The organism is Methylomonas rapida (genome assembly GCF_024360925.2).
GTDB lineage: Bacteria > Pseudomonadota > Gammaproteobacteria > Methylococcales > Methylomonadaceae > Methylomonas > Methylomonas rapida.
This window is the reverse complement of sequence record NZ_CP113517.1, coordinates 3,152,616-3,175,729: the sequence shown is the minus strand read 5'-3', so window position 1 is coordinate 3,175,729 and position 23,114 is coordinate 3,152,616. Positions and strand designations below refer to the sequence as shown.

Annotated in this window: 18 protein-coding genes and 1 CRISPR repeat array; of the genes, 7 read left to right on the top strand and 11 right to left on the bottom strand. The window is 54.7% G+C overall.

All coding sequences use genetic code 11. From position 1 onward, the window contains the following. Positions 1 to 81: 81 nt before the first annotated feature. The 6 genes from NM686_RS14995 (at position 82) to NM686_RS14970 (ending at position 5,820) form a co-directional block, all read left to right on the top strand. Positions 82 to 999, top strand: coding sequence for a TIGR01777 family oxidoreductase (locus NM686_RS14995; RefSeq protein ID WP_255188663.1), 918 nt, complete (start codon positions 82 to 84; stop codon positions 997 to 999). A 3-nt stretch (positions 1,000 to 1,002) separates the two neighbouring features. Then, positions 1,003 to 1,524, top strand: coding sequence for a hypothetical protein (locus NM686_RS14990; RefSeq protein WP_255188662.1), 522 nt, complete (start codon positions 1,003 to 1,005; stop codon positions 1,522 to 1,524). Positions 1,525 to 1,529: 5 nt separating this feature from the next. Further along, positions 1,530 to 2,897: a cryptochrome/photolyase family protein gene (locus tag NM686_RS14985; protein WP_255188661.1), complete on the top strand. Its 1,368-nt coding sequence runs from the start codon at positions 1,530 to 1,532 to the stop codon at positions 2,895 to 2,897. 11 nt (positions 2,898 to 2,908) lie between these two features. Beyond that, positions 2,909 to 3,427: a lipocalin family protein gene (locus NM686_RS14980; protein WP_255188660.1), complete on the top strand. Its 519-nt coding sequence runs from the start codon at positions 2,909 to 2,911 to the stop codon at positions 3,425 to 3,427. Position 3,428: 1 nt separating this feature from the next. After that, positions 3,429 to 4,370: a YbgA family protein gene (locus NM686_RS14975; RefSeq protein WP_255188659.1), complete on the top strand. Its 942-nt coding sequence runs from the start codon at positions 3,429 to 3,431 to the stop codon at positions 4,368 to 4,370. A gap of 88 nt (positions 4,371 to 4,458) precedes the next feature. Beyond that, a complete protein-coding gene (locus NM686_RS14970; RefSeq protein ID WP_255188658.1) occupies positions 4,459 to 5,820 on the top strand; it encodes a coiled-coil domain-containing protein in 1,362 nt (453 codons plus the stop codon). A gap of 175 nt (positions 5,821 to 5,995) precedes the next feature. Here NM686_RS14970 and lnt read toward each other — a convergent pair whose 3' ends face one another. The 8 genes from lnt to cas2 (NM686_RS14930) form a co-directional block, all read right to left on the bottom strand. After that, on the bottom strand, positions 5,996 to 7,555 hold the full coding sequence (gene lnt, locus NM686_RS14965) for an apolipoprotein N-acyltransferase (RefSeq protein WP_255188657.1): 1,560 nt from the start codon (positions 7,553 to 7,555) through the stop codon (positions 5,996 to 5,998). Between the two features lie 290 nt (positions 7,556 to 7,845). Then, positions 7,846 to 8,436, bottom strand: coding sequence for a Uma2 family endonuclease (locus NM686_RS14960; RefSeq protein ID WP_255188656.1), 591 nt, complete (start codon positions 8,434 to 8,436; stop codon positions 7,846 to 7,848). Between the two features lie 294 nt (positions 8,437 to 8,730). Further along, complete coding sequence (locus NM686_RS14955; RefSeq protein WP_255188655.1) at positions 8,731 to 12,465, bottom strand: AAA family ATPase; 3,735 nt, start codon at positions 12,463 to 12,465, stop codon at positions 8,731 to 8,733. Continuing rightward, complete coding sequence (locus NM686_RS14950; RefSeq protein WP_255188654.1) at positions 12,462 to 13,700, bottom strand: exonuclease SbcCD subunit D; 1,239 nt, start codon at positions 13,698 to 13,700, stop codon at positions 12,462 to 12,464. Before NM686_RS14950 ends, NM686_RS14955 begins: the two co-directional genes overlap by 4 nt. 240 nt (positions 13,701 to 13,940) lie before the next feature. Then, the gene (cas2, locus tag NM686_RS14945; protein ID WP_255188653.1) at positions 13,941 to 14,252 is read right to left on the bottom strand and encodes a CRISPR-associated endonuclease Cas2; all 312 of its coding nucleotides are present in this window, start codon (positions 14,250 to 14,252) and stop codon (positions 13,941 to 13,943) included. After that, entirely contained in the window at positions 14,252 to 14,995 is a 744-nt protein-coding gene (locus NM686_RS14940) for a CRISPR-associated endonuclease Cas1 (protein ID WP_255188652.1), read from the bottom strand. The genes cas2 (NM686_RS14945) and NM686_RS14940 overlap by 1 nt, the downstream gene beginning before the upstream one ends. Continuing rightward, positions 14,995 to 15,951, bottom strand: coding sequence for a CRISPR-associated endonuclease Cas1 (gene cas1 / locus NM686_RS14935; RefSeq protein WP_255188651.1), 957 nt, complete (start codon positions 15,949 to 15,951; stop codon positions 14,995 to 14,997). The genes NM686_RS14940 and cas1 overlap by 1 nt, the downstream gene beginning before the upstream one ends. Positions 15,952 to 15,954: 3 nt before the next feature. Then, positions 15,955 to 16,239 carry a CRISPR-associated endonuclease Cas2 gene (gene cas2 / locus NM686_RS14930; protein ID WP_255188650.1) on the bottom strand — a complete coding sequence of 95 codons (285 nt, stop codon included), beginning with the start codon at positions 16,237 to 16,239 and terminating at the stop codon, positions 15,955 to 15,957. A 371-nt stretch (positions 16,240 to 16,610) separates the two neighbouring features. After that, a CRISPR array of direct repeats spans positions 16,611 to 17,357; the repeat unit is 37 nt; unit sequence GTCTTAATCCCTTCTTTATAAGGTCTGTTATTTAAAT. A 104-nt stretch (positions 17,358 to 17,461) separates the two neighbouring features. Between cas2 (NM686_RS14930) and NM686_RS14925 the strand changes: the two genes are divergently transcribed. Next, complete coding sequence (locus tag NM686_RS14925; RefSeq protein ID WP_255188233.1) at positions 17,462 to 18,796, top strand: IS1380 family transposase; 1,335 nt, start codon at positions 17,462 to 17,464, stop codon at positions 18,794 to 18,796. A gap of 375 nt (positions 18,797 to 19,171) precedes the next feature. Here NM686_RS14925 and NM686_RS14920 read toward each other — a convergent pair whose 3' ends face one another. The 3 genes from NM686_RS14920 to NM686_RS14910 all read right to left on the bottom strand — a co-directional run bounded on the left by NM686_RS14920 (position 19,172) and on the right by NM686_RS14910 (position 23,101). Further along, the gene (locus tag NM686_RS14920; protein WP_255188649.1) at positions 19,172 to 20,305 is read right to left on the bottom strand and encodes a Card1-like endonuclease domain-containing protein; all 1,134 of its coding nucleotides are present in this window, start codon (positions 20,303 to 20,305) and stop codon (positions 19,172 to 19,174) included. Positions 20,306 to 20,434: 129 nt separating this feature from the next. Beyond that, positions 20,435 to 22,519, bottom strand: a complete 2,085-nt coding sequence (locus NM686_RS14915; RefSeq protein ID WP_255188648.1) for a CRISPR-associated ring nuclease — start codon at positions 22,517 to 22,519, stop codon at positions 20,435 to 20,437. A gap of 45 nt (positions 22,520 to 22,564) precedes the next feature. After that, the gene (locus NM686_RS14910; RefSeq protein WP_255188647.1) at positions 22,565 to 23,101 is read right to left on the bottom strand and encodes an REP-associated tyrosine transposase; all 537 of its coding nucleotides are present in this window, start codon (positions 23,099 to 23,101) and stop codon (positions 22,565 to 22,567) included. Between the last annotated feature and the right edge of the window lie 13 nt (positions 23,102 to 23,114).

Below are 23,114 nucleotides of genomic sequence, written 5' to 3'. Positions count from 1 at the left end.
AAAGCTTTAGCTTTTTTCAGCAAGGCTTTTTGCTCTGTGAGGGCTTTTCAGTGTATTTCATCGGTAATTCGGAGCGTGTATATGGCAAAGCAATCCATTTTGATTACAGGCGGTACCGGCTTTCTAGGTAGTGCCTTGACGCAGGTTTTATTGCATAAAGGATATGCGGTGACCGTGCTGAGCCGTAGCCGGGAAAAAGTGGCGCGTGTCTTTGGTAGCCAAGTGAGTGCCGTCACCCGTATTGAGGATTTGCCCGACGCCGGTCATTTCAAGGCGTTGATCAATCTGGCTGGCGCCGGCATTTTCGACAGGCGTTGGAGTGAGAGCCGCAAACAGGAATTGCGAGAGAGTCGCATCAAACTCACGACGCAACTCGTGGACTGGATTGGTGCTTCAGCCCAAGCCCCGGATGTGTTCATCAGCGGTTCGGCGATCGGCGTTTACGGCGATCAAGGCGAGCGGATTTTGACCGAGCAAAGTCCGCCCAACGCGGATTTCGCCCAACAGCTATGCGCGGATTGGGAGGCCGCCGCGCTAAAGGCTGAAGTTTTTGGCGCGCGTGTTTGCCTGATACGAACAGGCCTGGTCTTGGGGCAGGGCGGCGGCATATTGCAGCGCATGCTGCTGCCGTTTCGCTTTGGCTTGGGCGGGCGCATGGGCGATGGCCGGCAATGGATGTCCTGGATACATCTAAAAGACTGGCTGGCCATCGTGCAAGCGATGATCGATAACGTAGATATGCGCGGGCCTTACAATGCCACCGCGCCAAATCCCGTGACCAATCGGGATTTCAGTATCAGTTTAGCCTCTGTTCTGCGGCGCCCGATGTTGTTGCCTCTACCGGCGGCAATGCTCAGAGCCTTGTTGGGTGAAATGGCGGCTTTGGTGTTGGGGAGTCAGCGGGTGGTGCCCGAGCGCTTGCAGGCGCGAAACTTTCAATTTCAATTTACCGACCTCGGCGTGGCCTTGAGCGACATTTTGAATCGAAACCGACCCTAATCCATGTTGATCAATACCCTGACTTTGCTCTTTGCCTTTACCTCCTTCATTAGCTGGTATGAAGCGCTTGCCGTCTCGGTAGTGCTTGCCACGCTGATTTATCTGCTTACGCCAGTGCCCTCCTTGGAAAGAGAAGAACGCACGCCGCCGTCGCTCTACCTGTATTTGCAATGGAGCTGGCTGGGTTATCTGAAGTTGAAAGACGCCTTCTGGCCTTTTTTCATCTTGTTCAATGCGGTGTTGCTGTACATCGATTACCGCATCGATGAAGGCACCTTCACCGTGGCCAGTTGGGTCACCATGCATGTCATCGTGGCCATGCCATTGATTTATTGGACCGGCGCCGTTTGGCGTTGTTCTAAAAATTGCTCCAGCAGAATCTGGCAGACGGCGGCCCGCTGGACCACGGTGGCGGCCTATGCCGATTTCGCGTTGCGCTGGGTGATTTACCAGGATTATCCGAACATTCTGTTCAACTGTCAGGAGATGGTCATTCATTGGGGCGACTGTTTCAATCGTATCTGACACCGATGAACAAACCTTATTCGACATCGCTGTTCATTTTTCGGCGCGATTTACGTCTGTTCGACAACACGGCATTGAATGAAGCGTTGCGCCAATCCGAACAGGTGCTGGCGTGCTTTATTTTCGATCCCAGACAAATCGAGCCCCATCCCTATCAAAGCCAACCTGGCCTGCAATTCATGCTGGAAGCCCTGGAAGATTTGCAACGGCAATTCCAGGCCAGCGGCGCGAGGCTGCATTTTTTCCACGACCAGCCCGAAGCGGTGGTGCGTCAATTGCAGCAGCGCCTGTCCATCCAGGCGGTTTATGTCAATCGCGATTACACGCCGTTCAGCCGTCAGCGAGACCATGCACTGCAACAATTGTGCGAACAACTGCAAATGCCGTTTCATGCTTGCGCCGATGCCTTGCTCAACGAACCGGAAGACGTGCTAAAAGCCGATGGTACGGCCTATCAGGTTTTTACCGCCTTCTACAACCGATCCCGGCAAATACCCGTAGCCTTGCCAGAAGCATTGGCCGAAGGGCGTTTTCATAGCGATGGCTCGGATGATTTACCATTTATCGAGCGCTTCAAGAAACCACATACCCATGCTTTGCCCGGAGGTCGGCAGGTTGCTTTAGCCAAATTGGACTCGCTAGGGGCTTGTCAACACTACGGCCAGCAACGCGATTTCCCGGCCATGGCCGCGACCAGCGATTTGTCGGCCTATCTGAAGTTTGGTTGTTGCTCGATACGGGAGGCTTATTATGCGGTGGTGGAAAAACTGGGCGCCGAACACCCCTTGTTGCGCCAGTTTTATTGGCGGGATTTTTTTACCCATATCGGCTTTCATTTTCCGCATGTGTTTGGGCATGCTTTTCACCGCCGTTACGATGCGATCGCCTGGCGTAACGATTCCGATGAATTCAACGCCTGGGCGGAGGGGCGCACCGGCTTTCCGATAGTCGATGCCGGCATGCGGCAATTGAACCAAACCGGCGCTATGCACAACCGCGTCCGCATGATAGCCGCGTCCTTCCTGGTCAAGGATTTACAAATCAGCTGGCGCTGGGGTGAACGTTATTTTGCTCGGCAGCTTCTGGATTACGATCCCAGTGTCAACAACGGCAACTGGCAGTGGGCGGCATCGACGGGTTGCGATGCGCAACCGTATTTCAGGATTTTCAATCCATGGTTGCAGCAAAAAAAATTCGATGCCGATTGTTTCTACATCAAGCAATGGATACCGGAACTAAGGCCTTATTCCGCGGCGGTGATTCATAATTGGCACAAGCAGCCCCTGGCGTGCGATTATCCTGCGCCCATGGTCGAGCATGGTTTGCGTAGCCAGCAAACCAAGGCATTATTTCAGCAGGCAACGGCAACCTAAAGGAGAGATTCATGTGGCGAGTTTTATTGATTTGCATTTGTTCCTGTTTGACGGCATGTACCGGGATACCGGAAGGCGTGCGGCCAATCAGTGGTTTTGAGCTAGATCGATATTTGGGTACCTGGCATGAAATCGCCCGTTTGGATCACAGCTTCGAGCGCGGTTTGAGCGAGGTGACCGCCGAATATAGTCTGCGCGACGATGGCGGCGTCAAGGTGATCAATAGTGGTTACGACAACGAGGAAAAACAGCGCCGATCCGCCGAGGGAAAAGCCTATTTCGTCGAGACACCGGATATAGGCCGCCTGAAGGTATCCTTTTTTGGGCCGTTTTATGGCGCTTACAACATCATAGAATTGGACAAGGAAAACTATCAATACGTGATGATTGCCGGCAACAGCAAGGATTATTTATGGATACTGGCGCGCACGCCGACGTTGCCGCAAAACGTTTTGACCCGGCTGGTCGAACAAGCCAGAGCCTTGGGCTTTCCGACCCAGGATTTGATTTATCTACAACCCGAGCATTGATATGGACAGCATCTTAGTCGGCATCAGCAGTTGTTTGTTGGGGCATCAGGTACGCTACGACGGCGCGCATAAATATCATAGTTATATAGAGCGCACCTTGGGGCAATATTTTCAGTTTCGCGCCTTTTGTCCGGAAGTCGAAGCGGGCTTGGGTGTTCCAAGACCGGCGGTGCAGTTGCGGGATGTGGCCGGCCAAATCCGGGTGGTTGGCGTCAAGGACCACGCTCTGGACGTTACCGAATCCCTGGAACAGGTGGGGGAACGCCAGCACGCGTGGTTGCAGGATTTATGCGGTTATATCCTGAAAAAAGATTCGCCGAGCTGCGGTATGGAACGGGTCAAGATTTATAAAAACGACATCCCGGTCCGCCATGGAGTAGGGGTGTTTGCAGGCTATTTGGCCGAACATTTTCCAACGCTGCCCATCGAGGAAGAGGGCCGTTTGGGCGACCCGGTATTGCGCGAGAATTTCATTCAGCGCGTCTTCATCAGGCATCGCTGGCAACAACTGTGCAAACAGCCACTGACCGCGCATGCCTTGACGCGTTTTCACAGCAGGCACAAGCTGATCGCGATGAGCCATGAGCAAAACAGGGCTCGGGAGCTCGGACGGCTGTTGGCCGAAGCGCGACCCGATAACATCCAGGAAATCGCCGAACGCTATATCATCGAGTTGATGGCCTGCCTTAAAATCCCCGCCACTCGCGGCAATCATGTCAACGTGTTGCAGCACATTCAAGGCTATTTAAAAACTAAGCTGAACAGCGATGACAAACAAGAGCTGGTCGAGACCATCGAAAGCTATCGTCTGGGCCTGGTGCCGTTGATCGTGCCATTGACCTTACTGCGCCATCATTTTAGAAAACAACCCGACGCGTTCATCGCCGAGTCGTTTTATATGACGCCGCATCCGGCCGAATTATCGTTGCTTAACGAAATCTAAAACGGGCGTTATACAATAGCAGCTTGATGTCGGCTGAAGGTTTTCTGATTTGGCCAAACTAAAATAATAATTTGATAAGGAACCCGTTATGGAAACCCTGCAAAAACTCCTGCCTCTACTCCAAGACTTGTGGCCGCGCTGGTATCAGCTTACCTTGGACAATGCCGATTATGCCGCCGTGTTGGTCGTTTCCGCCTGGCTGTTGACCGCCATTTTTTACAGTATTCGCCTCGGCTTTGCCAAAAGACAGATCGCGCGCATCACGGCCGCCGGCAATGCCATTCAGGCCAATCTGAATACCGCGCAAGAACAATTGCAGACTTTGCAGCAACAGCTGAATGAAACCACCGAGCAGATGCAGACCGCCGTGCAAAAGGCCGAGTCGGAATCCGAGCGTGCAAATACCCTGGAGCAGCGCCTGCAAGCGAGCAACCAGAAATTAGCCGATAGCTCGGCCCATCTGGTGGAACGTTTCGAACTCAATTTGCAGACCCTGCCGGCCGCCAACGCCGACAATTTGTTGGCCGAATACGATGCGATCATTGCCCGGATCGGCGAGCGTTTTCAAAACGAGCAACAGGCTAAAACCCAATTGCAACTGACTTTGCACACCGAAGCGGCAAAAGTCGCCGAAAAAGAAATGCTGGTCAGCAGCCTGCAAAATCGGCTGGATACCCAGACCCAACAATTGGCCAAATTGGAGATGGCGGTCGAGCAATACGAAGCGGCTCAACGCCAGCTGGAAGCCGACAAAGAACGGCAACTGGCCGAAGCCATGGCAAGACAGCAAGCCGAAGCTGCGAGATTGGCGGCGCTGGAAACCCAACGCCAAGCCGAAAAACACACACCGCCACCACCTCCTGTCGAAAAGCCGGTGCTAGAGCCGGTAAAACAGCCCGAAATCGTGGAACAAATCGTGCAAGGAGCTCCGCTTATCGTGGAAGCACCCGCCAAGCCCGAGCCTGTGGTCAGCCAAGCGCCCGTCAGTGAAAAACCGGTCGAGAAAGCACCCACGCCACCGGCCGACACCAAAAAGCCAAAAGCGGCCGAGCCAAGTAAGGGTAAGGGCTTTTTCGGCCGCACGATCGAAAAATTTGCCAAGATGGACGAGAAGCTGGGCTTTCAGGCCAAAGCAGAGGCTCAAGCGGAAGAAGTGCCCGTAGTCGAAGCTGCAAAAGAGGTAGAAGCTCCGCAAGTGGAGAGCCCGCAGCCGCAGGCAACAGCACCAAGTCAGGAGCAAAAAGAGTCCGCCGGCATTGGCAAGAAAATGGGCGGATTATTGGGCGGTTTCAAAAAATCGCAGTCCGCGGCGGCCGTCGAAAAACCTCAGGAAACCGTGGCCGCACCTGAGCCTGTGGCAGAATCGAACCCGATCGAAGGCGACAAAAAGCCCGCTAAAAGTACCGGCAAAATAACCGGCTTGTTCGGTAAATTCAAAGCCAAAAAATAACGTAATGGCCCTTTGGTGAGGGGTTCTCCTTCACCAAGGGCTGTCGTAAAAGTCGACATAGTTTCCTTCTCCCGTCGGGATAAGGTCAGGATGAGGGGGGATGAATCAGGTGTTTGCATTGATTTCCCGCACCCCGCCCTTTTCCGCGAGGGGAGGGGAGCAGCCTGAACCTTCTTCACGCCCGCTTGTCTCTCGAATGCATCGCGGCGTAACCAAGCAACAGAACCAGCGCAAGCCATAACAAGCCCGGCATCAGGTCGATATGGCGCTGATAAAAGGTGGCTTGCGGCTGGGTTCTATAGCCAACCCGGTAAGCGCCCGACCAGCTGGTATCCATCGGCGACAAGGCCAGCACCTCGCCATTCGCCAGCGACACGGTGGATATGCCGGTGTTCGTGACTCGCAATACCGGGCGCCGGAATTCAACCCCGCGCGCCAGGGTCATATACAAATGCTGATAAGGTTCCTGCCAGGTGCCGTACCAGGAATCATTGGTCACGTTGACGATGAATTGCGCGCCCAGATCGGCCAGACCCTTGGAAAACGTTGGAAACAGGCTCTCGTAGCAAACTTGCGGCCCCATTGCATAACCGTTGAACCTCAGCAAGACGGTCGGACCAGGACCACGGCCGAAATGACTCACCATCGGCAACAGCTCTCTGAGCCACGGAAAGCTTTCTTCACCGGGAATGTATTCGCCCAAGGCCAGCAGAATGGTCTTGCTGTAATGCGGTTCCGTGATCGTGCCTTGTTGGTCGATGGCAAACAGCGAGTTGGTGATCAGACCGGATTGCGAGTCCTTGCCATAAGCCCCCGTAATCAGGCCAACCTGATGCGAGCGTAAAAAATCCTGCACCGATTGCGCGAAAATAGAATAGTTGTAATCACCGCCCAGCATTGCCGGGAAAGCGGTTTCCGACCACATCACGAAATCAGTCTCCGGATGCTTGGCCAAGCCTTCCGCGCTGATCCGCAGATATTTTTTTAGAATTTCGGCTTGAAAGCCCTTGCCATGCTCCATGGCCTGTTTTTCCATATTGCCGATATTGGCTTGCACCAGCAAGGCATTGACGGAAGCGTCCGGCTCCGGCAAGCGGTTTTTCAGCCAGATGCCGCCTGCATTGAGGCCTAAAAATATCAACACGATGGCGGCGAAGCCGGCTTGACCGGCTCTTGTCGCTCTGGCACGCCAGGCCAACAAAACCAGCAGGTTGGCCAAGATCGACAACATGCTCAGGCCGGTAAAACCGACGATCTCGGCCCATTGGTAAATCGGCAGCCCGGCGCCATACCAGCTATAACCGAAATTCCATTTGAACAGCATGGGCACGTACAGTTCGGCCAGGGCAGTAACGATCGCCATCAACGCAAACGACAACCAAGTCTTGGTCGCGCAGAGTTTGCGTCCCCAGAACCACAGCATCCCGGCCACCGGCACGAACAAATGCCCAAACAAGGCAAACAGCAGCATGCCGATGCCGGCCAGAAACCAATTCACCTTGGCGAATTCATGCAAGGTGTAAGTCACCCAGTTGAAGCCGATCAAGGTATAGATGAAGCTGGTCAGCAGGCCGCCGAGCAAAACGGCTTTCAGCTTTTGCTGTTGTTGCCAAAACAGCCACAATGGCACGAAACAGAACAGCGAGGCCCAGGGCGGAAAAGGGATATAACTGGTGCCGATCAAAATACCGGATAACACCGGCAGCCACCATGCGGAATATTTAGGAATGAACATGAAGTAACCTATGCAAGTATTCGGGGTAGGTGCGGATTTATCCACACAGTGCGAATGAATTCGCACCTACCATTGCCTAGCTTATTGCTCACATATTCCTTAGCCAACCATAGCTCATGCATACTTAGACGCCACGCCCAGGGATTCAAAAGGCGTCATTGTACCTGATGGCGATATTTTAAGACGCATCGGGGGCGAACTCGATGTCGTCCGCTGGGGATGGGGGCCGTCCCGAAGACCGCATCGCACAGACAGCCGTCAAATTGGTGATCGATTCGATCAGCAATGGCCTAGATCGGCTTTGCGGCCTTGAATTCGTTGATGTCCGGATTGTCCACCCGGTCGTAGATGTCTTCGACCGGCAAAGTCAGGCCAATCGACTCAAAGGTAACCTCATCGCCCAAAAAGAAATAGTCGGGCAGCCAGTTTTTGCTGCGGCGCAGCACCTGCACAGACACGATGTCGGGCTCTATCAATACATATTCCTGCAGGGAAGGCAGGTTGATATAGCGAATCAATTTGGTCGTGGTATCGGTTTTACGGGTAGAACGGGACAATACCTCGACGATGATGACCGGCGAGGTCGAAAAAACGTCGCTGCCGCTCATCTTGCTGCAATCGACCAGCACATCCGGGTAAACGTAATCCTTGCCCAGTTTGACCTTGATGTCGGCCATGAAGGTTGCGCAGGGCGTGCCTTTCAGATGATTCCTGAATTCACCCAACATATTGGCGGCGATGCAATTATGGTTGTAGCCGGCCCCGGCCATCGCATAAACCCGTCCGTCGATATATTCGCGTTTCAGATCGGCAGCGGGTTCCGTGGCCAGATACTCTTCTTCGCTCAAATAGTCGTTTTCGTATGGTTTATCCAGTGCCATGGCGAGCTCCATCGGTTTTCTGTGATTGCCGGCTATTGTTGGCCACTTGGCGCGCGAAAACAAGCGCCATGCGCCATGGTAAACCCTCTTGATCATTACATGTTGGCGGCATCTGACATTGTGTGTGGGAGCGACGCTTCGTCGCACTGTAAAGCTTTCAAGTCGCGACGAAGCGTCGCTCCCACAAAATCCGATCTTTGATTTGATTACCATGCTCTGCATGGTATTCCATATTAGGACGACTGGACATCGGGAGGGTTATTTAACCCACACCGAAGAGTCACTATCCAAGTTCTAACCCACATTCAGCCGGCTCAAGCCGTTGCCGATGCGCTTGATTTCGATACGCGTGCCTATGCGCTCGGTCATCTCCTGCACGTGCGAAATCACGCCGACCTTGCGCCCCAAAGCTTGCAGGCTGTCCAAGGCATCCATCGCCACGCGCAGGGTTTCGGCATCCAAGCTGCCAAAGCCTTCGTCGATGAACAACGACTCCACCTTCACCCGGTTGGAAGACAAGGAAGCCAAACCCAACGCCAAAGCCAACGACAGCAAAAACGACTCGCCACCCGACAAGGAGTGCACAGAGCGTATTTCATCGCCCATGTCCTGGTCGACCACTTGCAAGGCCAACGTATCCTTGACGCGCTCCAAACGATAGCGTCGACTCAGATCTTTCAGGTGCTGATTGGCATAGCCGAATAACACATCCAGCGTCAGTTGCTGGGCAATGTTCCGGAATTTCTTGCCGTCGGCCGAGCCGATCAAGGCATTCAATTTGCTCCAAGTATCGTGAACTGCCGCTTGTGCCGCCCGCTTGTCCAGCAGTTCCGCGCTGATCGCCAAACGCTGGTCATCCGCTCTCAATTGCAGCACCAGTTCGGTATGTTGATGTCGTAATCCGGTCAACCGTGTTGTCAATTCACTGTGCGCTGTTTCCAGATCTGCCAAGGATTCCAGAGATGCTCGGCGAGCCCAATGCTGCTCGCATTGCTGGCGCCGCTCATCGAGTACGGCCAAGGCTTGCGCCAGCGCTTTATCGATCGCCTGCAAGGCTTGCCGTTCCTGGCTCAACCAAAGATGGTCGTGCTGCAGCAGGGCGCGCAATTGGGGCTGATCCAGCTCTTCGATCGCCCTATGCCGTTGCCGGAAGGTTGTCAGCCATTTCGCCAGCGCATCTTCCGCAGTCGCCCGGCGCGCCTGGTTTTCGTTCAGCAAGGTTTGCGCTTGCATTTCCGCCTGTCGAGCCGTCGCCAACCCGGTGGCGCCGGCATGGGCAGCAGCAACGGCCTGATCCAGCTCTGCCTTGACCGCGGCCAGGCGTCGTTCCAACTCGGCCTCGGCCTCGGTTACTGAACGGCCTGCCAAAAAACCTTGGCGTTGACGGCCTTTGCCCGCCACTTCGACATCGATCGCGCTAAAATCGGCCAAAGCCGCCGCCGCTTGCCGCTCGGCTTGCAGTCGGCGGCTAACCAAAGCCTCCAACTCGGTATCCAGAATCGCGATTTGCTTGAGCAATTGTTCGCGCAATGTTTGTTGTTCCAAGTAAAACCGCGCTTGCCGGCGGCAACTCTGGAAAAAGCTTTCACCGTCCGCTTGCCAATCCTGCCGCCAGCTTCCGTTTTCGAATGCGCCATCCAATTCGTCGAGCCATTGAGATAATTGGCTCTGCAAAGCCCGCAACTTTTCGGCGGCCTGATCGACTCCCATCTGACTCTCGTTGAGGCCGGCTTGAGCCAACTCGGCTTGCTGCCGAGCCAATTGCCGTTTTTGCTCGATGGCGGCCAACACCTTATGAGTAAGGTCGCGCCGGGCCAGAGCGTCGCTCATTGCATTCAGATCTTGTCCGACCTGGAGCAATGCCGCCTCGGCATCGGCTAGCTGCTGACTCAGCCAGGCTTCGATTTCGGCCGACTCGATGACAGGCAATGCACACGCCTGCGCGTGGGATTGCCAGCGGGTTTGCAGTTCTGTCATCTGCGTTTGCAAGGTTTGCCGCGCCGTTTGCAATTCGCCGATCTGCTTGTCCAGTTGCTCAAGCTCCAGGCTCAAACGCCCATCCAGTTGTTCCGCCTGTTTACATTGCAACAGGCATTCGGCCACTTCCGCTTCCAAGTCATTTAGCTCCGGCAACAATGGTTGCTGGCCGTGGGCAAACGGATGCTGCTTGGAGCCGCAGACCGGGCACTCGCAGCCGTCCTGTAATTGGGCGCGCAGTTTTTCCACGCTCTCGTGGCTGGCTAGCTTGACCAAATCCAGCATTTTAGCGGCTTGGGCGTGCGCGGCCTGCAAGGCTGGCAGCTTTTGCCGAACGGTCGCCAGATTTTCCAGCCGATCTTGCTGCTGTTCAGCCAGCGATTCGAGCTTGCCGGCATGAGCATGATCCGTGGCGCTCAATTGCCCCAGCGCTTCCCAGCTGCCTTTTGCCTGCCGCAGTTGTTCCAACCGAAGTTGATGACGGCCATGGGCAGAGGTCAAGGCGGCGGCATCGAATTGTCCGGCCGCCAGTTCCGCTTGTTTACAAGCCCGTTCGGCGCTCTCGAACTCGCATCGTTGGCTTTCGACCAGCGTTTGCGCCGCCTGCAAATCGGTCTGTGCTTGCAGCACGCGCTTTTCCAAACCCGTCAATTCCAGACTAGCCGTATCGCGTTGACTCGCAGCGGTTTGCGCCTGTTTGAACAACACTTCCCAGCGCGGCCATTGCTGGCTCAGCATTTCCAGCGAAGCATGATTTTGCAACCAGGCTTCGCAGTCGGATAATTCTTGGCTTGCTATATCGCGGCTCTGCCGTTTTTGCGTCAGCTCGTCGTCCAATGCCGCCAGTGCTTGTCTGGCTTGCTCGGCGTTATGTTGCAATTGCCGATGGCGCGGCAACAACAGCGCGATTTCCGCATCCAAGGTTTTGGCCTTGCCGATGTCATCTAAAATTTGCACGCGGTCGCGTTCGGCTTGGTCCCAGCGTTGTTGCGCCGTTTGCTGGGCTTGCTGGGCGGTCTGTTGCCGGCTGATAGCATCGGCCAAGCCAGATTGGGCGGCGTCGAACTGACTCTGTTGCCGCTGGCATTCCGCCTGCAATCGATCGCATTCCGTCAGCAGCGGCCGCGCTTCCTGCAAGGACTCGACCAAGGCAACATGAGCCCGGCGCGGTTCGGCCTGAGCCTGCGCCGCTTGCGCTTGCTCGACCCTATGCTGCGCCTGTTGCTCGGCGGTTTGCAGCACCTGGTATTGCCGATGCCATTGCAAATGTTGCTCGATCTCCGCTTGTCGCTGCTGGTCGCCGGCCAAGGCCCGTTCCACCGTTTGTTTTTGCGCTTCGATTGCCTGGCGTTGCTCCGCCGCCAAAGGCTGTTGCACGGCCAACTGGCTGGACAATGCCTCCAGACGCCCCTTTTCCTGCTTGGCTCGTTCGAAAGCCAACATGGAAATGCGGCTGTATTCGTCGGTGCCGGTCAGGGTTTCCAGCAGACTGGCGCGTTCGTCGTCGCCGGCTTTCAAGAACACGCTGAATTCGTTTTGCGCCAGCAACACCGCGCGAGTAAATTGCTCGAAACTCAAACCCAGCCGTTGGCGTATGTGTTCCAACACCTCGGTTTTCACACCGCCTATTGGCTGCGCTTCCGGCAGACGCAACAAACTCATTTCGGTAGCCTGCAACCGGCCGTCGACCCGGCCATGCGCGCGCCGCACGCTCCAACGGCTGCGATAATGCTGTTTGTCGTTGCCGATGAAATCCACTTCCGCATAACCGTCCGCGCAACCACGGCGCAACACGTTACGCACATCCTGTGGCGGCAGGGTTTCGTCGCCGACATCGCGCAGACGCACCCCCTGGGCGGCGGCATGCTGCAATCGCGGCGTCCGGTCGTACAGCGCCAGACACAAGGCGTCCAACAGCGTACTCTTGCCGGCGCCGGTGGGGCCGCTGATCGCAAACAGCCCGGCCGTAGACAAAGGCGGCTGCAAAAAATCGATCTCGAACTCGCCAGCCAACGACGCCAAATTTTTGCCGCGCACCGCTAAAATCTTCATAGTTCCGCCTCCAGCAACAATTCCTGAAAGGCTTTCATCACATCGTCGGGCACGGGGCCACCATATTGGGTTTGATGATGCTGTCGCAAAATATCCTCCGCTTGCAGTTGGCTCAAGTCATTAAATGTGCTGTCCTCATCAATGTGCATCGAGCCGTCGCCGCGCCGATAATTGGCGTCGATGCCAGCCAGCCGCACCGCCTTGTGTTTGATGGCCTCTTCTATCAAAGCCCGAGCGCCCGGTTCCGGTGTCTCGAAACTCACCCGCACCTCCAGATAAGGCCATTGTCGTTCGGGCAAGCTCAGGTCGTCATACGGCAGGTTCTGTAAAGCCTGCAAAACCTCCGGGAGCGGCGCCGGTTGCGCTGGTATTTTCAGCAGCTCCACGCTGCGCGGCACCCGCAACGGAGTGATGGCCTGGAGCCGTTCCCCATCCAGTTCTATCTTGACGATCTGATGCGGGTACTCGGTTTCAGCAAACGACATCGGTAGCGGGCTACCGCTATAGCGCACCCACTCCCTGCCGCCTACGGCTTGCGGCAGATGCAAATGCCCCAAAGCGGCGTAGGCGATGTGCTTGTCGAAAATGCCAGCCGATAGAGCCTCCAGCCCGCCCACCACGATACGCCGCTCCGAATCTCGCGAGGTCGCCCCACCCTCCAAATGGCAATGCCCCAACGCAACGATGGCCTGGCCAGGGTGTCGCCTCAGCAAAATCTGCTGCAAAGCCTGTTGGTACAAAGCTTCTACGCCAGCCAGATAAGCATCCTGTTCGCTCTCGATGCGCGGCACGTCACCCGGCCGCAAAAACGGCACGGCCAAACACCAGGCTCGCAGCTGATCGTTACGGTCATGCAACGGAATGATGAGTTGCTCGAGATCGATATTACCGTCCGCAATTCTTGCCGTTTGTCCGACGACGCGAGTTTCAAACCTCGCCAATAACGGCGACGGTGCCTCCAGGCGTCCGGGCGAATCGTGGTTGCCGGCGATCAGCACTACGCGCAGATGCGGTGCGGCTTCCCTGGCCGCCTGCAAGAAACGGTACAACTGTTTTTGCGAGGCCGAAGACGGATTGGCGTTATCGAAAATATCGCCCGACACCAACAACACGTCGATGTCTTCCGTGCGGATCTGCGCCAACAACCAATCCAGAAAACATTGATGTTCGTAATAGCGGTCAAATCCGCGCAAGCTCTGGCCCAAATGCCAGTCCGAGGTATGAAAAATCTTCATGCAAAATCCAAATATCAAATTTTATTTAAAGCAAAATGAACTATGCAGAAATTCCTGTAGGAGCGACGCATAGTCGCGAATGAAAGCGCTTGATCGCGACTATGCGTCGCTCCTACGGATTTCGCATACTTTTCCAATGAGTTATCAACAAACCAGGGGTAAGCGCTGAATAGGTACGGCAAAAAATCGCTTTGACGCGGTAGCGACGCCGGCACAAACATCGCACCCACAGCTCCAGCCTCAACCGCTCAATAGCCTATTTACGCCGCCGGTAAACAGCATGACATCGTCCGGGAAATATTGCCGGCCCAGCGTGTTGGCTTCGGAATTTTCCGGTAAACGATAACAACGCACATCGTCCTCCAACTGCAGAATCTGTGCGTCTATGCGCTCTAGCAAACGCAGCATGCGCGGCCGCTTCATGACCACGGTAAACACCGAATACTGCACCGGCAATCCCTCCTTCTTCAAAATACGATGTACCTTCGACAAACGCCGTGGATCGGCGATGTCATAAGCAATCAAATATAAACCTAGCCGGCTGTCGGCCATCAGCTCACCGCCAACAAAAACTGGTGCAACTTATTGATGCTGCTTCTAAACAGCAGATAACAGCGATCGGTGCGTTGCTGAAACAAAGCCGCCATCGACTGCATATCTGCTTGCTGCACGTCCCCATCCCATTCCAACAAGGCTGGATAAAAATCCCAAATCAACAGCTTGCTCATATCGCTGGCCAAATCCAGCTTATCGTCCAGCAAGGCTTCGTCGTCGCTGCCCAAACCGGCATCCGGCAACCAAGCCAGCAGCTCGGCATGCAACAGACTTTGCAGCAGATTGGCTCGCCGCCTGCCCGTTTCCGCTAATGCCAAAGCCAGCTGCTTGCGGAGTTGCACCACCGAAATTTCACGCCAATCGTTCAACGCCATGCGTCGGGCGAAACTGCGGGCCGCCAGTTTCTCCATGGACAAATACCAGTTTTCGTACAAGCCTGGCCCATCCCCGCGCGCCAATAAATCCACCAAGCGTTGAGTCAAGGATTGTCTTTCGCCGCCATGCCCGAGCCAGCGCGCCCGGACCTTACCGTTTCTTTCCAAAAACAACACCGTAATGCCGGCATCGGCGCAGGCCAGCAAGGCCGACATGCTCCATTCCACCACGCCATTGCAGACCACGCGCGACACCCGCGTCAGCGGAAACAATTGATCGGCCTTTTCCGGCAGGCAAACCCGCAAGGCGGGCTCGTCCAGCACCACCCGGCAACCGGGCGAGCCGTCGATATACAAAGGCCGCATCAGCAGTCCTCGTAAACCGATTGGTAACGCTTGGCCAGCGCATGGCCATAACGCCGCAGCAAGCGCCGCGCCGATCCTGCTTGCGATTCGTAAAAGGCATAAAAGCATTGCCTGCCAGCCTTGTTCATCTGGCAGCGGCCGTTGTCATCGCTGAAATGCTCGGCGCGCAGTTGCCGCTCGCGAAACATTTGCCACACCCAGCGATCCATCAACGGCCGCAAGGGTTCCATCAAGTCGCAGGCCAAGGATTCTCGGCCAAAATTGACATCGTGATAAAACCCCAACATGCTGTCCAAACCCACGATATGACAGGCCCGCACCGCATCGTAATGCAATAGCGTATACCCCAGCGACAAACAAGCATTCACCGGGTCCGGCGGCGGGCGCTTGTTTCTGCCGGTAAAATTCAAGGCCGGCGCGAACAAGCGCGTAAAGCCGTTGAAATAGGCGGCTGCGGCTGCGCCTTCGAAACCACGCAAACTCGCCAGCGAAAGTGCAAACTGGTCCTCGCGCAATTGGCCGATGATGCCGTTCAAGGTTTCGCTGGCCGTCGTCAAGGGATGGCGCAAATCCGCGCGGCCGGCCAAGGCGTCTTTCAACAGACGCTGTTGCGCCCTGACTTTGATCAACACCAGCCAGCGCGCCAGCGGCGTGCGCAACCCGTCATCCATGCTGACCCGGTATTGCCCCAAACGCCGGGTACTATCGCTATGCGCACGCCCCGCCAGCATCGCCGTTGCGTCGGTATTGCGGCCAGACAACACCAGCAAGCCGATATTGCGCTCCGACAACGCGCCTAGCACCCGGCTTTCCAATTGCACGTTGCCGCGCAGCACCACCCGGTCCAGCAAATGCAAGGGCACGGAACCCTTGCGCTCGCCGTCCTCGTACATAGCCAGCGCCTGGCCGTCGAGTTTGATGCCGAGATTCTTCCTGTCCAGATACAGACTGCTCATCCGTTACCCCACATAAAAAAACGAACCATCCTGAGGCGGCACCGCCTTGCCGAGTGTGCGCACGTGCTTGGCGCCCGCCAGTCTCAGCAAAATGAAGCGATCCTCCTCGGGGTTTATGACCTGGGCAATATCTTCCAGCAGTAATGATTTTTCCGTCGGGGTTAGAAAACATTCGAACACCGATTTTTGCCCGCCAGAGGCATAGCCGCGCAGCACGTACAGCGCCTTGCGTAGCCGCCGGTTGCAAGAAATGTCGTATGCCGCCAGATAGAGTTGCCGTTGAGTCATGGCAACAAGGTAAGCAAAAAACCGGCGCCGGTTAGCGTTGGCAAGCTTGTGAGGATCTTGGTAGGAGCGACACCTCGTCGCGATTTCAAAACCTTCAACTCGCGACGAGGCGTCGCTCCCACAAAATCCCATCTTTGACCTGATTACCATGCTCTGCGTGGTAATCCATAGTGGGATGACTGGGCGCCGGGAGGGTTATTTAACCCACGCCAGACGTTTCCCTTGCTTTGGGCATGGTCGAACCGTTCAGGAGTTTGGCAGGAGCGATGCAAGTCGCGATCGCAGGCTCACGCATCGCGACTATGCGTCGCTCCTACGCTGTGGCTTATATCTACGTTCTAGCAAGTAACCAATGAGGATTAAAATCATGAGTCTTAATCCCTTCTTTATAAGGTCTGTTATTTAAATAGAACAATACAGCAATCTACGCTTTGCGCGGGCTTGGTCTTAATCCCTTCTTTATAAGGTCTGTTATTTAAATCAAAACCGAGAACAAGAACATGAAAAAAGAAATAATGTCTTAATCCCTTCTTTATAAGGTCTGTTATTTAAATAACCCGTTTAGCTGAAAATCAAGCAAAAACATTAGGTCTTAATCCCTTCTTTATAAGGTCTGTTATTTAAATACCACCACCGTAACCATCGGCAAAATTGTTTTGTCTTAATCCCTTCTTTATAAGGTCTGTTATTTAAATATAAAGCATCAACCCGCTTAAAGCCAAAAAATGGTCTTAATCCCTTCTTTATAAGGTCTGTTATTTAAATTAATGCACGGCACCAAGTGCTACGGTTGCAACGGGTCTTAATCCCTTCTTTATAAGGTCTGTTATTTAAATATAGCTGGCTGGCAGAACAAGACCGGCAAGAGGCGTCTTAATCCCTTCTTTATAAGGTCTGTTATTTAAATATAGCTGGCTGGCAGAACAAGACCGGCAAGAGGCGTCTTAATCCCTTCTTTATAAGGTCTGTTATTTAAATTTTAATTGGAGAAAATATGTATTCAATCATTTGTCTTAATCCCTTCTTTATAAGGTCTGTTATTTAAATGCATGTCATCCCTCGATAGGTCTGGCAGTAGTGGGTCTTAATCCCTTCTTTATAAGGTCTGTTATTTAAACCTGAATCCGTGACTTAAAAGGCCATCCACGGCCGCAACGCAATGATTTAAAACGCTTATTCTGGGATAATACCGCTATTCTTCCATTCACCCGGCGAGTGATTCATGAAGCGGTTTATCCTGGAGCAATCTGAAACTGAATTTTATACCAGCCATTCTGGATTAGCCTTGGTCGGTTTATGTTTGAATCAATATGGCCAGCTCAATCAGGCGCTGGAAAAAGGTATTCCGCTACGGCACGGTATTGCTCACGCCGATATTATCAAAAGCTATATAGGCACCCTTAGCCTGGGCAAAAGCGACTTCGAAGCCATCGAAAACCATCGCGACGACGACTATTTCAAAGCCGCGCTCGCCATTCATCAAGTACCCTCCAGCGCCCGCCTCAGACAGCGACTGGATGAACACGCCGACGCCTTATTACCGATCATTTATCAAAGCAACCTCGATTTTCTGGCTCACGCCCAGGTGCCGGTAACGCCGTTAGCCACAGGCCATGTCGCGTTGGATATCGATGTTTACCCCATGAACAACGAAAAAACCTGCAAAGAAGGCGTCTCCCGAACCTACAAAGGTTTTGACGGCTACGCCCCGATTGCCCTCTATCTGGGTAAAGAGGGCTGGTGTATTGGTAATGAACTGCGCGAAGGCAAGCAGCATTGCCAATACGAATTCCGCTATGCGCTGGAGCGCGGACTCGCCGCCGCGAAACGTTTGACGACTTTGCCTTTGTTGGTCCGGCTGGATGGCGGTCACGACGCGCTCGACAATCGCATCGACTTACACGAAGCCGATCAGGTCGATTTCATCATCAAATGGAACCCGCGTAAACAAGATGCCGACGCCTGGCTGGCCTACGCCGAACAACACGGCCAGTGGACCACACCGCGCGAAGGCAAACGCGTGGCCTTGTTCAGTGTCATGGAGCAACACACTCGCAACGGTAAAACCTATACCTGTCGCAGGGTCATGCAAATCACCGAGCGCACCATCACGGCTCAAGGCCAAGCCCTCGTGCTACCGGATATCGAAATCGAAGGCTGGTGGACCAGTCTGCCGGTGGCCGATTACGACGATGCCATGGTTATTGCCCTCTATCGCGACCATGCCACCGCTGAACAATTCCACAGCGAATTCAAGACCGATCTGGATATCGAGCGCCTGCCATCCGGCAAGTTTGCCACCAACGACCTGATCATGAGCCTCAGCGCCTATAGCTACAACATCCTGCGCTGGATAGGCCTGATCGGCTTGCTGGGCGAACAAAGCCCGGTCAGGCATCCTGCCAAGCGGCGGCGTATCAAAACCGTGATCCAGGAACTGATGTATCTGGCCGCGCGACTCATCCGTAGCGGGCACCGGCTGAAGCTGCGCTTTTCACAGAGCTGTCCCGGTTTCATCGCTTTTGAATCCACCTACGCCAAACTCGCCGCCGGCTAGCGACTGATCGCTCTGCCATCGATAGCACAACGCCGCAAATTCACAGTGGCTTGGGAATCCTGCGCCTAAAGTCCATCAAATTGAATCATGCAGGGAAAATATTCCAGATAATACGCTGCATTTCTAGCCGTTAAACTCGATTGCCCGGACCACACTTTTAAATTCAGCGAATTTTGGAAGAGTATGACGAATAAAAGGTCTGGCAATATGTGGAGTCACGGATTCAGGTTAAATACATTGCTAGGCGAACATGTCGATTACTGCGGTCTTAATCCCTTCTTTATAAGGTCTGTTATTTAAATAGCTCGGCGTTGATCTCCTTTTGTTTTCATGGGGTTACAGATGGGGTTGCCAAAGAAATGGGTTTTCAAAAAGTTATCTCCCGGCGGTCAGCCATGCATGCAGGTGCTGTTGCAAATTTCTCAGGTCGGTTTTGCTGCACAAGGCAATGTTCAATTCCTTGGCGCGGGCCCGGCTGACTTTGTCTAGGCTGTTAAAGCTGACCAGCATGGCTCGGCCTTGCAGGCCGCCTATCAAGTCGCGCAGGCTGTCCAGCTTATACAGCACGTCGGCGTCTTTTTCAAAACGTTTGGTTTTGCATTCGATCAAATGCAAGCGATTGTCCCGAATCAGCCCAACGTCAATTTCGTTTTTGACAGGGGTTTTGCCAGCCGGATGGCGTTGTATCGTGATGTTGCAGGCCACGTCCTGGATGCGGCAGTCTTTTTTCAACTGGGTGCAGATTTTGTAGGTATGCATTTCCAGCCAGCCACCGTTGGCCACGAAGCGGGCTTGTTGGTCGGGAAAACTCAGCCGGCGGCCATCGATGCGGCAAAGGCCGGCCTGTTCAAATAATTCCAGCAGTTCCCACAGCATGGGTTTGGCTTGCGGGCCGTGTTCGATTTGGGTGCTGAGTTGCGGGTTGTCGGCTTGTAAGGCCAAATAATTCAGCGCGCCCAGTTCATCGGCATAGCGGTCGATACCGGCCAGCAGGTTTTGGGTCAATGCCTGGATCGGCGCCGGCACGCTTTGGCCGAGGTCCGGAATGTCTACCTGATCGGCGCCGTAGGCCATCAGGTAATCCTTGAGCTTCAGGCGGTCGGCCAGCTCGTGCGGCGCTCGCTTGGGCGACAGCCACAGCAGGCGGTCATGTTCCGGATGCACATAGTAAATCGGCGCATTTTCGCTGCGAAAGGCTTCGTAGGCGGCGATGCTCATCAGTTTGGTGCCGCCGGTGGCGTTGAGCGCGATGTCCCCGGCGGGATATTGGCTCAGAATATCGAGCGCCGTATCGCTGATGCGCTCTGCATCCCAGGGGTCTTCGATAGCGTATTGCTCGACGCTAATGCCACGCGGCTTGAAGATATTTTCCAAGGCTTTGGCACGTTCGCGCATGTCCGGGCTGACCAGCATGAGCACTTTTTGCGGCTTGATGGCTTCGTCCAGCATGGGGGTGATGTTGGGGATGGGCTGGGCGGAGACCAGGATTAAGTGGGCGGTGAGTTTCATAGTGGCTTTGCTCGGTTGGATAACGGTTACGCTGCATGTTGTTGTAGGAGCGACGCCAGTCGCGATTTTAAAGACGCCAGTCGCGATTTGAGCGGTGATTATCGCGACTGGCGTCGCTCCTACGGCTCATCAGGCGGTTATCAATAGTTCGTATAACTTGGCGTCTATGTCTTTCAATAGTTTTTCCTTTTCCTGGCCGGGAATGAAGGCATGCACGAAGCCTTGCTTGATCATGGCCAAGGCATCCCATTGGCTGAGCCTAAAATCGGTCATGCGCGCCGCCGCCAAATATTCGTCGGCCAAGCTGGTTTGGCTGATGCCGGGGTTGTCGCTGCAAAGTGTCAAAGGTAGGCCTTTTTGCCACAATGCCAACAATGGATAGACCGGCATTTCTTCGGTTTCTGGAAATTTAGCATCGAAAAACCCCACGACTTCGCGGTTGGAGCTGGGGCACAGTTCCAAACAAATGTTGCGGTCACGAAAGCGCTGGGCCAGGTTTTCGTTGTCGTTCAGCGTCAGGCCGTGGCCTATGCGGTCGGCATGCAGATGATAGGCGGCTTGCCAAATGGATTCCGCGGCTTCGCCTTCGCCGGCATGGATGGTGATCGGCAGGCAGGCGGCGAAAGCCGGCGTGAACAGATGCGCGATTTTTTCCGGTTGGGTGCGCGATTCGTCGCCGGCCATGTCCAAGCCGACCACGAAATCGGGCAGTTCCCGTTTGGCCTGCACGGCCATGTCTATGGTTTTTTGCAAGTCGGCTTCCTCGGCGCGGCGGTCGGCGATGACGATAAACCGAAATTGGATGTTGGTCGGGTTTGGCAAGCTTGTCAGGGCTTGATGAAATTGTTTTAAAAAGGCCAAGCCATCGGCCGGGTCATATTTTTGCGGGCTGCCGCGCAATTCGACATAGGCCAAGCCTTCATCGATCGCTTGTTGGGCTATGGCTTGGGCATAGGGCTGAATGGCCGCAGGATGGTAAAGCAAAGCCGAACCGGACAATTCGCCGGGACGCTCGTAGGCGGAAAAGCCGGCCGGGTGTTGGTCTTTCAAGCCCACGCGCGGTTCGGTGACTTGCCACAAATTTTCTTGGAGTTGTTCTTCGCTGGCGTGCAGCAGCAGCGCCGCCGTGTTGTGGCTGCGTTGGCTATTGCATTTAAGAAATTTGGGCCAGTTCCACGGCCAGCGCGGCTGTTGGAGCAGTTTTTGACAATGGGCCAGAGCTTGATCGCGCTCGGCAGCGGTTAGGTTTTGCCAGATGGCTTCGGCCACTCTGCGCTGGTCATCCAAGCTCAAACAACCGCCGAGATGGCGGTGCAAATCGGCTTTGGGTAATTCAAGCAACCATTGGCGATCTTTTTCGCCAAGCATCGTGGTTCTGAGCTGGTCGATACGGCGCGGCGGCAGGCGGTACAGGCTGCGCCAGTTTTCGTGGCTTTCGGTGCGGCTGATGTCCAGAAGGTAATTACCGAACAAGCGGCTGCTGGCTTTTTCGCGTTTGCCAAGTTCTTGGCTGAGACGGTGATCGGTATCTGCGAATAAACCAATTTGGTTTGGCGCAGGCAAATCCAGGGGATAATCCTCGGTTTTTATCGGGCCGACGCCATCGACGCTGATGTCCAGCAAATCGCTGCGGCTGGTTTGGCCGGCGATCAGCGGCATGATCAGTTGGGCCAAATCCGCGCTTAAGGTTCGCGCCAATGTGGCGGGTTGAGCAAAGCGCAATTCGTCGGGCAATTTGTCGGCACTGATCACATGCAATAAGGCCTGGCAACCGAACAGACTGCCGGCCCATTGCATGTCCGCGCTCATGGTCTTGCGCCCACCGGCCAGCGACAACACCACCTGACCGCCTGAGGCATGATCATGCGCTTTGAGGCAGGCGCGCACGATCAACTCGCGAATGGCAGCGCATTCCTGTTGGGTGGCGAGTTGGTCGGTTTGCGCGGCTTGCCAGATGCGTAACTGCGGTGCATTCGGCAAACAATCTATCCAGGCTTTCAGGGTTTGCAAACTTGTTTGGGTTTGCTGGCCTTGGGTGGTACAGACCCAAATCTCATCCGGCGGTTGTAATTGGTATTGGTCTTTCAATGCCAGCAATTGCGTTTGCTCGGGATGGTTGAGGTACAGCGGCAGTTTATCCGGCGCCAGAAAGGCGTAGGCTTCCGGAATGACGGCCCAACTGGCGCCTAGGGTACATAGCAGGATGTTTGGCATAAGTATTTGCTTGTTAAATTTAGGTCGCTCCTACCAATAGGGGATTTAAAACCATATCGCATCCCAATGCGGGTAATCGCCGATGCGTTCCACCAAGCCGGCCCGCAACGGGTTGGCGATGACATAGCGGGCCACGGCTTGCAAATCTTCTTCCTTGCGTAAGGCATGGTCGTGATAGCCCGCTTGCCAAATAGGCTGGCCGATTCGTTTGGCCGACGAGGCTTTTATAGCCTGTACGACTTTTGCCAAGGGCTGGCTGGGACCAAGCGTCATCAGCCAATGCAAGTGATCCGGCATGACTACATAAGCCAAGGTATCGGCGGTATGCCGCTGTTGCTCGAACCGCAAGGTTTGAACCAGCAGCCGAGCGGCGAACAGATCGGCAAAAACCGGTCTACGGTTTTGAGTAACGGTAGTGATCAGGTAAATCTGGCCCGCGATAGAATGTCGGCGTTTGCGTAATTCTTTGCCATGCGGTTTACTGCCCTGGGTTTGTAGGAGCGACGCATAGTCGCGATTTGACTGGTTGAAATCGCGACTGTGCGTCGCTCCTACGGTCGATCCTACCGTTGTGTCCGTCATAGGTGGCGCCGGC

Bases quoted from the DNA above. Each gene is read 5' to 3' on its own strand.
- NM686_RS14995 (WP_255188663.1), top strand. From the start codon at position 82: ATGGCAAAGCAATCCATTTTGATTACAGGCGGTACCGGCTTTCTAGGT.
- NM686_RS14990 (WP_255188662.1), top strand. From the start codon at position 1,003: ATGTTGATCAATACCCTGACTTTGCTCTTTGCCTTTACCTCCTTCATT.
- NM686_RS14985 (WP_255188661.1), top strand. From the start codon at position 1,530: ATGAACAAACCTTATTCGACATCGCTGTTCATTTTTCGGCGCGATTTA.
- NM686_RS14980 (WP_255188660.1), top strand. From the start codon at position 2,909: ATGTGGCGAGTTTTATTGATTTGCATTTGTTCCTGTTTGACGGCATGT.
- NM686_RS14975 (WP_255188659.1), top strand. From the start codon at position 3,429: ATGGACAGCATCTTAGTCGGCATCAGCAGTTGTTTGTTGGGGCATCAG.
- NM686_RS14970 (WP_255188658.1), top strand. From the start codon at position 4,459: ATGGAAACCCTGCAAAAACTCCTGCCTCTACTCCAAGACTTGTGGCCG.
- lnt (WP_255188657.1), bottom strand. From the start codon at position 7,555: ATGTTCATTCCTAAATATTCCGCATGGTGGCTGCCGGTGTTATCCGGT.
- NM686_RS14960 (WP_255188656.1), bottom strand. From the start codon at position 8,436: ATGGCACTGGATAAACCATACGAAAACGACTATTTGAGCGAAGAAGAG.
- NM686_RS14955 (WP_255188655.1), bottom strand. From the start codon at position 12,465: ATGAAGATTTTAGCGGTGCGCGGCAAAAATTTGGCGTCGTTGGCTGGC.
- NM686_RS14950 (WP_255188654.1), bottom strand. From the start codon at position 13,700: ATGAAGATTTTTCATACCTCGGACTGGCATTTGGGCCAGAGCTTGCGC.
- cas2 (WP_255188653.1), bottom strand. From the start codon at position 14,252: ATGGCCGACAGCCGGCTAGGTTTATATTTGATTGCTTATGACATCGCC.
- NM686_RS14940 (WP_255188652.1), bottom strand. From the start codon at position 14,995: ATGCGGCCTTTGTATATCGACGGCTCGCCCGGTTGCCGGGTGGTGCTG.
- cas1 (WP_255188651.1), bottom strand. From the start codon at position 15,951: ATGAGCAGTCTGTATCTGGACAGGAAGAATCTCGGCATCAAACTCGAC.
- cas2 (WP_255188650.1), bottom strand. From the start codon at position 16,239: ATGACTCAACGGCAACTCTATCTGGCGGCATACGACATTTCTTGCAAC.
- NM686_RS14925 (WP_255188233.1), top strand. From the start codon at position 17,462: ATGAAGCGGTTTATCCTGGAGCAATCTGAAACTGAATTTTATACCAGC.
- NM686_RS14920 (WP_255188649.1), bottom strand. From the start codon at position 20,305: ATGAAACTCACCGCCCACTTAATCCTGGTCTCCGCCCAGCCCATCCCC.
- NM686_RS14915 (WP_255188648.1), bottom strand. From the start codon at position 22,519: ATGCCAAACATCCTGCTATGTACCCTAGGCGCCAGTTGGGCCGTCATT.
- NM686_RS14910 (WP_255188647.1), bottom strand. From the start codon at position 23,101: ATGACGGACACAACGGTAGGATCGACCGTAGGAGCGACGCACAGTCGC.